The organism is Rhodoplanes sp. Z2-YC6860 (assembly GCF_001579845.1).
GTDB lineage: Bacteria > Pseudomonadota > Alphaproteobacteria > Rhizobiales > Xanthobacteraceae > Z2-YC6860.
In genome coordinates, this window is sequence record NZ_CP007440.1 from 7,296,821 (window position 1) to 7,307,263 (window position 10,443).

The following is a 10,443-nucleotide window of genomic DNA, read 5'->3' on the forward strand; positions in this document are numbered from 1 at the left end:
TGCACCGATACCGCACGAATCTCAGGCATCCACGGTTCCAACGCCGTCTTGTGGTTGAGCGGTGGCGTGGTTCCGATCGCGACGGGACGCTCTACGCTTGTCCGTCTGAATCGCCGCCGACCTTGTCACCGTCCTCGTCGTCGCTCTCGGTGACCGGCACCGCATAGACACCCGAGAGCCAGCGGTTGAGATCGACATCGGCGCAGCGCTTCGAGCAGAACGGCTTGAACTGCGGCGCTGGCAGCTTGCCGCAGATCGGGCATGGCGCGAGGCGGGGCGTGGCGTCTGGCATAGGCTTTATCTAGTCGCTGTCAGCCGGCGGCGCGAGGGGCGCGGCGGGTGTCGCGCTCGCGCAGCTCGGTCTTCAGCACCTTGCCGTAGTTGTTCTTCGGCAGCACTTCGACGAACACGTAATCCTTGGGCCGCTTGAAGCGCGCGATCGCGGAAAGACACAGCGCGTCAAGCTCGGCGGCCGGCACCTCGCCGACCACATAGGCCACCACCACCTCGCCCCATTCGCGGTCGGGCCGTCCGATCACCGACACCTCACGCACGGCGGCGTGGCGCAGCAGCACCTCCTCGACCTCGCGCGGATAGATGTTGGAACCGCCGGAGATGATCAGGTCCTTGGAACGGTCTTTCAAGGTCAGGTAGCCGTCGGTGTCGAAGGCGCCGACATCGCCGGTGTGGAGATAGCCGCCGCGCAGGGTCGTGCGGCTCGCGTCGTCGTTACGCCAGTAGCCGGCCATCACGGTGTCGCCGCGGCAGAGAATCTCGCCGGTCTCGCCCGCTGGCAGCGGCGTATCGTCGGCACCCGCGACCTTCACATCCACGCAGCCGAACGGCCGGCCGACCGAGGCGAGGCGCTCGCGCCAGCGCGGATGCTCGCGGTTGGCGATGTCGTCCTTGGGCAGAACCGTAATCGTCATGGGACTTTCGCCCTGACCATAGATCTGCGCGAGCCGTGGCCCGAAGCGGTCGAGCGCCTTCAGCGCATCCTCGACATACATCGGCGCGCCGCCATAGACGATGGTGCCGATGTTTTCGCTCGGGCAATCTGAAGCGCATTCGACCAGGCGCTTGACCATCGTCGGCGCCGCGAACATCGAGCCTCGCGGCCAGGCGCGGAGCAGCTCGAAAATCTCCTCCGGCTCGAAGCCGCCGGACTCCGGCACCACGTTGACGCCGCGACGCATCACATGCGCCATGATGTAGAGGCCCGAGCCGTGGCTCATCGGCGCCGCATGCAGAATCGGATCGCCGGGCGCCAGCGCATTGACCTCGGCGAGATAAGCCTCGCTCGCCGCCGCGAGCACTTTGTGGGTCAGCATCGCGCCCTTCGGCCGGCCGGTGGTGCCCGAGGTGTAGAACAGCCAGGCGAGATCGTCGCCGCCGCGCGGCACGAGCGAAATGGCATCAGTCGCGAACAGCTTGTCGTATTCGGCGCTGCCGATGACGATCAGCCGTTCCAGCGACGGCGGCGCATGCGCCGAAATCTCGGTGTCGAGCCCCTCGGAGGCAAAACACACCCGCGCGCCGGATTGCTCAAGGATGTAGCCGAGCTCGGCGCCGTGCAGCTTGGCGTTGGCCGGCACCGCGGAGAGGCCCGCGTGCCAGACGGCGTAAAGCGCTTCGAGATAGTCCGGGCTGTTCTTCCCGGCGATCGCGACGCGCTCGCCGGGCTTGAGGCCCATGGCGGCCAATGCGCCGGCTAGACGTGAAACGCGCGCGGCGACCTCGCCGTAGGTTCGAAGAACGCGCGAACCGTAGCCCAGCGCGGGACGCGATGCCTCCTGCTTTGCAGCGCTTTCAAGCCACTTGGCAAGATTCATCACACGCACCGCCGTCTTGGTCGGGCATAGCTGCTCGAAGAGCGGCGACGCTTTGCTTGCCTACGCCCGACCATCCACGCCTTGGTAGTGTCTCAGTTCGAATTTTGTCAAACGCGCTCTAGAGGCCGCAATTGTAGCATAATTTTCTTTGTATCATTGTTTGATACAGGCGGGAGAGCGCAACATGGCTAAGACACTTCCACCCCTGCATCCCGGCGAGGTTCTCCGTGAGGAGTTCCTTGTGCCGCTCAAGCTATCGCCCGGCGCGCTCGCCAAGGCGACCGGCGTGCCGCGCACGCGTATCGAACGCATCGCCGCCGAGACGACCGGAATCACCGCCGATACCGCGCTTCGGCTCGGCAAGGCGCTGAACACCAGCGCGCAGCTCTGGCTTAATCTGCAGAATGCCTATGATCTTGCCGTGGCAACCCGCGCGGTCGGAAAGCAGGTCGAGAAGATTGCGCCGGTGGCCGGGCTCAAAGCCGCGCATGCGGCTTAACGATCATCACACCGTCGGGGTGGCACAAGGCCGGCATGACGTGGAAAGAGCTGCGGCTTAAACCGCGTTGAGCCAGCCGAAGTGGATCGGGAAGCCCTCGCCCGACAGCAACGTCGCAGTTTCGTAAAGCGGCAGCCCCACGATGTTGGTGTAGGAGCCGACGATCTTGACGATGAAGCTCCCCGCAAGCCCCTGCGCCGCGTAGCCGCCGGCCTTGCCGCGCCACTCACCCGAAGCCAGATAGGCCTCGATGTCGTTCTCGGTCAGCCGCTTGAAGCGCACGCGGGTCTCGACCAGCCGCTGGCGGAACGATTCCTTCGGCGTCACGAGGCACACGCCGGTGTGGACGCGGTGGCTGCGGCCGGACAGCAGCCGCAGGCACTGCGCCGCCTCGTCGAGCAGGTCGGCCTTGGGCAGGATGCGGCGGCCGACCGCCACCACGGTATCGGCCGAGAGGATATAGGAGCCGGTCAGCTCGTCATCGAGCTTGACGGCGGCGAGCGCAGCTTCAGCCTTGCCGCGGGCGAGCCGGTTGGCGCAAGCGCGTGGCAGCTCACCTCTTTTGGGGGTCTCGTCGAGATCGGCCGGACGCAGCGCATCCGGCTCGATGCCGATCTGATTGATGAGGGTGAGCCTCCGCGGCGAACCGGAAGCCAGCACGAACTTGGGTCGTCCGATGATCATTGCGGCAGTATGACCTTGCGAAATTGGCGCGGAAACTAACGGATACAGGCTAACACGACAACCGCGCCGGGGACTTATGCCCGCTCCCGGCCCTGCCGCTACTCATTACCGCCGGACCGGCCGCCAAACCGGGCCTTGATATGCGAGGTCAGTTGGTCGCGCACCGCGCGGTAGGCGTCGAGCCGCTGCTCGCGGGAGCCTTCGGTCGCGGTCGGGTCGGGTGTGGGCCAGTATTCGACGTCGGCCGCAACGGTCCGCGTGAGATCGAGCGCCTTGTGATGGGCCTCGGGTGACAGCGTGACGATCAGGTCGAAGTTGAGCCCGTGCCAGTCCTCCAGCTCCTCGAAGGTGATGGGCCGGTGCTTTCCGATATCGACGCCGACCTCGTCGAGCGCCGCCACCGCGAACGGATCGAGTTCGTCCTTGCGGACACCGGCGGAGGCCACATACACGCCGCGGCCCAGCATCCGCTTGAACAGCCCTTCGGCCATCGGCGAGCGCACCGAATTCAGCCCGCAGGCGAACAGCACCGCCTGCGGCATCGGGAGTCGCGGCGGATCGGCCACGGCTCAGCCCTTCCAGTGCAGCACGCAAAGCAGCGTGAACAGCCGGCGCGCGGTGTCGAAATCGACGACGACCTTGCTCTTCAGCGCGCCCTGCAGGATGCGCGAGCCCTCATCGTGCAGGCCACGGCGGCCCATGTCGATCGCCTCGATGCGATCCGGCGTCGCCGTGCGGATCGCCGAGTAGTAGCTGTCGCAGATCAGGAAGTAGTCCTTGACGATTTTCTTGAACGGCGTGAGCGACAGAAGATGCGCGATCACCGGCTTGTCGTCCTCGCGCCGGATATCGAACACGAGGCGGTTCTCTTTGAGGCTGATGGTGAGCGTGTAGGGCCCGCTCTTGTGGCCGACCGGCGCGAACGAATTCTCTTCGATCAGATCGTAGATCGCGACCGACCGCTCATGATCGATGTCCGGGCTGGAGCGGCCGATCGACGCCTCGTCGAGCGTGACGGCAACGAGGCGATCGGCGGTCTTGCCCTTGCTCATCTGCGATTGAGACGGATGGCGACCGAGCGGGCATGAGCGTCGAGGCCCTCGGCTTCACCCAGCGCAATGGCCGACGGCCCGAGCGCCGCAAGCTGCTCCGGTCCGCATTTGAGGATCGAGGTGCGCTTCATGAAGTCGAGCACACCGAGGCCTGACGAAAAGCGCGCCGAGCGCGCGGTGGGCAGCACGTGGTTGGAGCCCGCCACATAGTCGCCGATCGCCTCGGGGGTGTGCGAGCCTAAAAAGATGGCACCGGCGTTGCGGATTTTCGCAGCAAGCCGCTCGGCGTCGTCGGTCTCGATTTCGAGATGCTCGGGCGCCAGCGCATCGACCAGCGGCACGGCTTCGTCGAGCGCGCGAACCAGGATGACCGCGCCGAAGTCGCGCCACGACGCAGAAGCGACGCTGCTGCGCGGCAAGGTGGTGAGCTGCGCCGCGACCGCCTTCTCGACCGCGTCGGCCAGCGACGCGTCGTCGGTGACCAGGATCGACTGTGCGGCAGTGTCGTGCTCGGCCTGCGCCAGCAAATCGGCGGCGATCCAGTCGGGATTGCCGTGCCGGTCGGCGATGACCAGCACCTCGGATGGCCCCGCGATCATGTCGATGCCGACGGTGCCGAACACAACGCGCTTCGCGGCCGCCACGTAGGCGTTGCCGGGACCGACGATCTTCGCCACCGGCTTGATCGTCTCGGTGCCGTAAGCCAGCGCCGCCACCGCCTGCGCGCCGCCGACGCGGTAGACTTCGTCGATGCCGGCAAGCTTTGCGGCCGCCAGCACCAGCGGCGCGAGCTTGCCGTCCGGCGACGGCACCACCATCACGACACGCGGCACGCCTGCGACCTTCGCGGGCACCGCGTTCATCAGCACTGACGACGGATAGGCCGCGGTGCCGCCCGGCACGTAGAGGCCGACCGCTTCGATGGCGCTCCAGCGATGGCCGAGCTCGACACCGAGCGCGTCGGTGAAGCGATCGTCTTTCGGCTTCTGGCGCTGGTGGTAGGCCTCGATGCGATCGCGCGCGACGGTCAGCGCATCGAGAGCGCGGCGATCGCAGGCGGCGGTCGCCGCATCGATCTCGGCTGCGCTGACGCGAATGCCGAGCTTCGAGAGGTCGATACGGTCGAACTTCTGGCTGAGCGCGACCAACGCGCGGTCGCCGTTCTTGCGGACATCATCGACGATGGCGCGGACCGCCTGCTCGACATCCTGCGCGGTCTCGCGCTTGGTCGAGAGAAAGGCGGCAAATCGCGCGGCAAAATCCGCAGATTTGTTGTCGAGACGTATCGGCATGGTCGCGCGGCCCAAGGCTGGATCGGAGGCTGGATCGGTCCAGCAGCACCGGTGAATGGCCCGTGGCTTGACGCGCGTCAACCCTGTTTGGCCGCGCTCACTTGCGTGAATCCGGCGGTCTGAACCGGCTCCGCGTCGATCGCATGCTCCGGGCAGCAGCCGGCGTCCCAGGTGGGACCAAGGTCGGCGAGTTCGACTTCGAGACATTCGACCTCGAGCCGGAGCATGCCGCCGCCCGAGAAGGTCAAGGTCACGGTGCCGGCCGGATCGTCCGAGCCCCTGGGCGCAAACGACACGGCGAGAAGGTTGAGAACCTGGTCTTTCTGGACCGCGCTCAGATCGCGGCACTTGCAGGCCGAGACGCGATCGAAGCGCAGCACCGCACGGCGGCGGCGAAAGTCGGGCGACGAGCTGTTGCGGGTGCCTTGGGCCGCTTCCCAGTCGAAGCGGTTGACGCAGACGACCACCCGGTTTTCGTTTGGCCGCCAACGGATGTCGGCCACCTTGAGGATTGCGTCCTGCAAATGCGCGGAGACGACTTCGATGTCGTCCCGATCAAGCGCAACGAGCTTGAGAGGATCCATGGTCGTGAGCTTCTTTTGAACTGGTGCAAGGAAGGTAGGCAAGCCGCATACCAGGTTCAAGCCGTACAAATACGGAATCTGTTGTGCCGTGCAGCGCTGACCGCTTGGTCAACGAAAGCTAAAACGACACGCAGGACGGCCGCACGATCAGTCCGACAGACTGCTGCCTGAAGCGGGTCTTGTACGCCTCGATGATCGCAGAAAGGCGTGCCTGGCTGTCGTCCGCCGGCGGCATCGCGATCATCACCACCTTGCTGCGCTCGCGGGAGATCGTCTTCGTTTGCGGATTCCGCCACTGGCCGCGGGCGTCATAGACGGTGAGCCCGTCGGGAAAGCGCGGGGTCACTTCGGTGGCCAGGAAGCGGTCCCACGCCGCGTCGCTGACATGGCTCCGGCCGAACAGCAGCTCGGCCACCATCCAGGGCTTCTGCTCACCGCTACATTGCAGACTGACCTGCGCGGCGGCCGACACGGTCAATGTCAGCAACAGAGCCGCGGCAGTGAAAAAAATACGCAAGGACTTAACCACTGACGCGCTCGATCGCGGCGCCACAGGCGCCGAGCTTGTCTTCGAGACGCTCGAAGCCGCGGTCGAGGTGATAGACGCGGTTGACCATGGTCTCGCCTTCGGCGGCGAGCGCTCCGATCACGAGGCCGACCGAGGCGCGGAGGTCGGTCGCCATCACCGGCGCGCCGCGCAGCTTGTCGACGCCGGTGACCACCGCGGTCTGGCCGTCGAGCGCAATGCGCGCGCCGAGCCGTGCCAGCTCCTGCACGTGCATGAAGCGGTTCTCGAAGATCGTCTCGGTGATGCGCGAGGTGCCCTTGGCCATGGTCATCAGCGCCATGAGCTGCGCCTGAAGATCGGTCGGGAAGCCCGGGAACGGATCGGTCGTGACATCGACCGGTGAGATGCCGGCGCCGTTGCGCTTGATGCGGATACCTTCGTTGGTGGCGCTCACCTCGGTGCCGGTCTGCGCCAGCACGTCGAGCGCCGATTGCAGAAGCTCCGGCCGCGCGCCCTCGAGCAGCACGTCGCCGCCGGTCATGGCCACCGCCATCGCATAGGTGCCGGTCTCGATGCGATCGGGCAGCACGCTGTGCCGCGCGCCGCCGAGCCGCGTGACGCCTTCGATAATAAGCCGCGATGTTCCGATGCCGGAAATGCGAGCGCCCATCTTGTTGAGGCAGTCGGCGACGTCGCCGATCTCGGGCTCCTGCGCGGCGTTCTCGATCACCGTCGTGCCGCGGGCGAGCACCGCAGCCATCAGCGCCGTGTGGGTGCCGCTCACCGTGACCTTGGGGAACTTGATCTCGCCGCCCTTCAGCCCGTCCTTCGCGCGCGCGATGACATAGCCGCCATCGATCTCGATCTTCGCGCCGAGTTTCTCCAGCGCCATGATGAGCAGGTCCACCGGACGCGTGCCGATGGCGCAGCCGCCCGGCATCGAAACCTTGGCCTCGCCCATCCGGGCCACCAGCGGCGCGATCACCCAGAAGCTCGCGCGCATCTTGGAGACCAGATCGTAGGGCGCGGTGGTGTCGACGATGCGCGAGGCGACGATATGGATGGTGTGGCCGTTCTGCTGGGACTCGCCCGGCCGCTTGCCGGGCACCATCATGTCGACGCCGTGGTTGGAGAGGATGCGTTGCAGCAGGCTCACGTCGGCCAGCCGCGGCACATTGTCGAGAATGAGCGTCTGATCGGTGAGCAGACTCGCGATCATCAGCGGCAGGGTGGCGTTCTTAGCGCCCGAGATCGGAATCGAGCCCTTGAGCGGGCGTCCGCCGACGATACGAATGCGATCCATGAGTGCCCCCGAGCGCCGGAAACCGGCTTCAGCCTTGCGATGAGTTGGAACCGTTGTCGGTGAGGATTCCGGCGGAATCGTGGGATGCGGGCTCGGTCCGCGACCGCTCCCGGGCCTGCGATTTGCGCCGTTTGAGGTTTTCCCGCAACGCCGCGCCCAAGCGGTCGACGCGCCTCGCGTCGCCCTTGCGGGTGCCGGACTTGCTGCCGGAGGGGCCATCGTGACTTTGGGTCATGGCCTTAGAGCTATCCCTTCGGGATCGGGCTGCGCAAGGGCTCACCGAGGCCTGCATCAGGCGATCCGGCTGAACATGCGGCCCCAGCGGATCGCGCGCGGCCAGCGCCAGAACCTCCAGGCGCTCTCGCCCTCATCCAGCGAGAAATAGATGAGCGTGGGGTGGCACAGGATATTGGCAGCCGGCACCGGACCGTGCTGCGCAACACGGCTGTCGCTGGAATTGTCGCGGTTGTCGCCCATCATGAAATAGTGCCCGGCCGGAACCGTCACCTCGGCGGTGTTGTCGAGAAAGCCGTTCTCGACCTCATCGTAAATGCGGTGGCTGACGCCGCCCGGCAGCGTCTCGAGATATTGCCGGACCGGGCGCGGCTTGCTGCCGTCATCGCGCAACTCGGCGTCAGGAAGCCGCTCCTGCTTCACCGGCTCGCCGTTGATCTGCAGGACGCCGCCCTTCATCTGGATGCGGTCGCCGGGCAGGCCCACGACGCGCTTGATGTAGACGGTGCTGCCGTCCTTCGGGAACAGATAGGCCACGACATCGCCGCGGGTGACCTCCCGCCGGCCGAACGCCATGACGTAGTCGTTGATCTGCAGCGTCGGCGCCATCGAGGTCGAGGGGACGCTGTAGATGTTGTAGCCCGGAGCGAAGGCGGGGCCGGGTTGGCTGCTGCCGAAGCCGAAATGCAGCAGAACAGCCGCGACCACGGTCACGAGCCCGGTCCGCAGCATGAGGCTATGGTGGAAAGCGCGGGGCACCGGCATGGCAATTTCCTTGGCACCACCCCCAAGAGTTCGAATCGCTCTCCTTGGTCGGGTGGCGGTGCCGGCAGGTTCGATGAGCCCGCCTTCCACAGCAAATACAAAGACATCGAGCGTTCTTGCGTCGCCGGACCCCTTGTGGCAGTTTCCGCCGCGCCCGGCCGCCCCGGACGTCTTTTCGGGCGGTTTTCGCGGTTCTGCTGCCGTAGCTCAGTGGTAGAGCACTCCCTTGGTAAGGGAGAGGTCCACAGTTCAATCCTGTGCGGCAGCACCATCAAAACCCGCGCATTTCCGGGCTGTTTCAATAATCCGCATGAGAACAAACTGTGGCCGAAAATGCAGGTCGATGCGGTCAGACGCACCGATAGTGGCACGTTTCTGACACGCTGAATCGCGTTCCGTTCTGGTCGTAGCGCGCTGTACTTTGGAGCATAGGCCGCCGGAGTCGCCCTATGGGTTGCGACGCTATTCGCTACACGACCGCAAGCCGGTGCAATATGCCGACCATCTGGCGTAGGAGTGCAAGAGCCTGGTGCGGCGGCATCACGATCGATCACCTCAACCGGCAGAGGCGGCTGGTCTCGTCAGTCTTCTCAACACCGTGAATGGAGAGCTCGGCAGCGGGGGCTCCTCTTGTGCTCCGATACAAACCGCGCCGACTGCCACGAACATGCCGCCCGAACCGCACGCCGGATCGAGGATGCGGCCATGGTACGGCTCGATCACTTCGGTCAGCAGACGGACGATGCAGCTGGGCGTGTAGAACTCTCCGCCCTTTTGTCCTTCGGTACGAGCGAACTCGCCGAGGAAATATTCGTAGATGCGCCCATTGTGAAGCCGATTGGGACGATAGCCGCGCTGGACCGCATGGCAAAAGAACCAATCACGCCGCCGACGCCATCCCGTCGAGTCCCGCAAGGCGCCAGTTGAGCACCCGCAGTCCGACGTGCAGCCGGAGCGCGAGCCGCCGAGCCATCCTCAAGAGGACCGGCCCCTGCATGATCCTATGCCGCCGGAGGCGGACAAACCGCGGATGTGAATGAGACCGCCAACTGAGGCGGCCTATCCCAACTGCGTAAACTTCAGCCGGTCAGCTACGTCGCCAAGATTCAAGCGGCAAGCCTTAGCACCGACCGGCCTTATGTATGCGTCTCCTATTCCTGCCGGACAGCAAAACCGGCCGAAAGACGATCATCCTCAATGCCTCTGCCCTTGCGGTGTTGAACGGCATGAAAAGGGGCCAGCGCCTATGTGGTCCCAGGCGACGATCCAGAGAAGCCCCGCCATGATCTGAAACGCCCTTGGGAAGCGGTAACCAAGCGTGCTGGTCTATCGGGGGTGCGCCTTCATGACCTTCGGCACACATACGCAAGCTTTGGCGCTGGTGGCGGTCTCGGGCTCCCTGTTATCGGCCGTCTGTTGGGGCATGCCCAGGCGGCGACCACCGCGCGGTATGCTCATCTCGACAACGATCCGCTTCGGCGCCCCTCCGAAGCCATCGCCGGCAAGATTGCGGCAGCGTTGGACGGGAATCGAAAGGCCACGGTGATGCCCTTGCGGAAACGGGCCTAACGCCCGCATTAATCGCGCAGCGCTTCAAGGCCGCGATCATCTTCAACAGCCCGTGCGAGCACTCAGTTCAAGCTCAACTGGACTTGATATGCGCGTGATGCAGGTAGCGCTACCGTGCCCG

Annotated in this window: 14 protein-coding genes and 1 tRNA gene; 3 read left to right on the forward strand and 12 right to left on the reverse strand. The window is 65.4% G+C overall.

Translation table 11 applies throughout. From position 1 onward, the window contains the following. Nucleotides 1-91 precede the first annotated feature (91 nt). Nucleotides 92-292, reverse strand: coding sequence for a DNA gyrase inhibitor YacG (locus tag RHPLAN_RS34020; protein ID WP_068028214.1), 201 nt, complete (start codon nucleotides 290-292; stop codon nucleotides 92-94). A 19-nt stretch (nucleotides 293-311) separates the two neighbouring features. Next, on the reverse strand, nucleotides 312-1,832 hold the full coding sequence (locus RHPLAN_RS34025; RefSeq protein WP_068028217.1) for an AMP-binding protein: 1,521 nt from the start codon (nucleotides 1,830-1,832) through the stop codon (nucleotides 312-314). 184 nt (nucleotides 1,833-2,016) lie between these two features. Here RHPLAN_RS34025 and RHPLAN_RS34030 point away from each other — a divergent pair, with 184 nt between their 5' ends. Continuing rightward, entirely contained in the window at nucleotides 2,017-2,331 is a 315-nt protein-coding gene (locus RHPLAN_RS34030) for a HigA family addiction module antitoxin (RefSeq protein ID WP_068028219.1), read from the forward strand. Nucleotides 2,332-2,388: 57 nt separating this feature from the next. Here the strand turns inward: RHPLAN_RS34030 and RHPLAN_RS34035 are convergent, their stop codons facing one another. The 9 genes from RHPLAN_RS34035 to lepB all read right to left on the reverse strand — a co-directional run bounded on the left by RHPLAN_RS34035 (nucleotide 2,389) and on the right by lepB (nucleotide 8,753). After that, entirely contained in the window at nucleotides 2,389-3,012 is a 624-nt protein-coding gene (locus tag RHPLAN_RS34035; protein ID WP_068032276.1) for a Maf-like protein, read from the reverse strand. 101 nt (nucleotides 3,013-3,113) lie between these two features. Then, nucleotides 3,114-3,581, reverse strand: a complete 468-nt coding sequence (locus RHPLAN_RS34040) for an arsenate-mycothiol transferase ArsC (protein WP_084246134.1) — start codon at nucleotides 3,579-3,581, stop codon at nucleotides 3,114-3,116. A gap of 3 nt (nucleotides 3,582-3,584) precedes the next feature. Continuing rightward, a complete protein-coding gene (locus tag RHPLAN_RS34045; RefSeq protein WP_068028225.1) occupies nucleotides 3,585-4,067 on the reverse strand; it encodes a UPF0262 family protein in 483 nt (160 codons plus the stop codon). Continuing rightward, nucleotides 4,064-5,359 carry a histidinol dehydrogenase gene (gene hisD / locus RHPLAN_RS34050; protein ID WP_068032278.1) on the reverse strand — a complete coding sequence of 432 codons (1,296 nt, stop codon included), beginning with the start codon at nucleotides 5,357-5,359 and terminating at the stop codon, nucleotides 4,064-4,066. Before hisD ends, RHPLAN_RS34045 begins: the two co-directional genes overlap by 4 nt. Before the next feature lie 77 nt (nucleotides 5,360-5,436). Further along, entirely contained in the window at nucleotides 5,437-6,012 is a 576-nt protein-coding gene (locus RHPLAN_RS34055) for a DUF2948 family protein (RefSeq protein WP_237179970.1), read from the reverse strand. Nucleotides 6,013-6,061: 49 nt separating this feature from the next. Beyond that, complete coding sequence (locus RHPLAN_RS34060; protein ID WP_157100661.1) at nucleotides 6,062-6,430, reverse strand: DUF3574 domain-containing protein; 369 nt, start codon at nucleotides 6,428-6,430, stop codon at nucleotides 6,062-6,064. Between the two features lie 34 nt (nucleotides 6,431-6,464). Further along, entirely contained in the window at nucleotides 6,465-7,754 is a 1,290-nt protein-coding gene (murA, locus tag RHPLAN_RS34065; protein WP_068028230.1) for a UDP-N-acetylglucosamine 1-carboxyvinyltransferase, read from the reverse strand. A 28-nt stretch (nucleotides 7,755-7,782) separates the two neighbouring features. Further along, nucleotides 7,783-7,989, reverse strand: a complete 207-nt coding sequence (locus RHPLAN_RS34070; RefSeq protein WP_068028235.1) for a hypothetical protein — start codon at nucleotides 7,987-7,989, stop codon at nucleotides 7,783-7,785. 56 nt (nucleotides 7,990-8,045) lie between these two features. Beyond that, nucleotides 8,046-8,753, reverse strand: a complete 708-nt coding sequence (gene lepB / locus RHPLAN_RS34075; RefSeq protein ID WP_068028238.1) for a signal peptidase I — start codon at nucleotides 8,751-8,753, stop codon at nucleotides 8,046-8,048. Between the two features lie 196 nt (nucleotides 8,754-8,949). On the opposite strand from lepB, the gene RHPLAN_RS34080 reads away from it, so the two are divergent. Continuing rightward, nucleotides 8,950-9,024 (forward strand) — tRNA-Thr (locus tag RHPLAN_RS34080). 284 nt (nucleotides 9,025-9,308) lie between these two features. Here the strand turns inward: RHPLAN_RS34080 and RHPLAN_RS40330 are convergent. Continuing rightward, complete coding sequence (locus RHPLAN_RS40330; protein ID WP_237179971.1) at nucleotides 9,309-9,668, reverse strand: HsdM family class I SAM-dependent methyltransferase; 360 nt, start codon at nucleotides 9,666-9,668, stop codon at nucleotides 9,309-9,311. A gap of 420 nt (nucleotides 9,669-10,088) precedes the next feature. On the opposite strand from RHPLAN_RS40330, the gene RHPLAN_RS40695 reads away from it, so the two are divergent. Continuing rightward, complete coding sequence (locus RHPLAN_RS40695) at nucleotides 10,089-10,322, forward strand: tyrosine-type recombinase/integrase (RefSeq protein WP_237180238.1); 234 nt, start codon at nucleotides 10,089-10,091, stop codon at nucleotides 10,320-10,322. Nucleotides 10,323-10,443: the final 121 nt, after the last annotated feature.

Excerpts from the sequence above, each read along its gene's own strand:
- RHPLAN_RS34025 (WP_068028217.1), bottom strand. The coding sequence starts at position 1,832 with ATGAATCTTGCCAAGTGGCTTGAAAGCGCTGCAAAGCAGGAGGCATCG.
- RHPLAN_RS34020 (WP_068028214.1), bottom strand. The coding sequence starts at position 292 with ATGCCAGACGCCACGCCCCGCCTCGCGCCATGCCCGATCTGCGGCAAG.
- murA (WP_068028230.1), bottom strand. The coding sequence starts at position 7,754 with ATGGATCGCATTCGTATCGTCGGCGGACGCCCGCTCAAGGGCTCGATT.
- RHPLAN_RS34045 (WP_068028225.1), bottom strand. The coding sequence starts at position 4,067 with ATGAGCAAGGGCAAGACCGCCGATCGCCTCGTTGCCGTCACGCTCGAC.
- RHPLAN_RS34070 (WP_068028235.1), bottom strand. The coding sequence starts at position 7,989 with ATGACCCAAAGTCACGATGGCCCCTCCGGCAGCAAGTCCGGCACCCGC.
- lepB (WP_068028238.1), bottom strand. The coding sequence starts at position 8,753 with ATGCCGGTGCCCCGCGCTTTCCACCATAGCCTCATGCTGCGGACCGGG.
- hisD (WP_068032278.1), bottom strand. The coding sequence starts at position 5,359 with ATGCCGATACGTCTCGACAACAAATCTGCGGATTTTGCCGCGCGATTT.
- RHPLAN_RS34030 (WP_068028219.1), top strand. The coding sequence starts at position 2,017 with ATGGCTAAGACACTTCCACCCCTGCATCCCGGCGAGGTTCTCCGTGAG.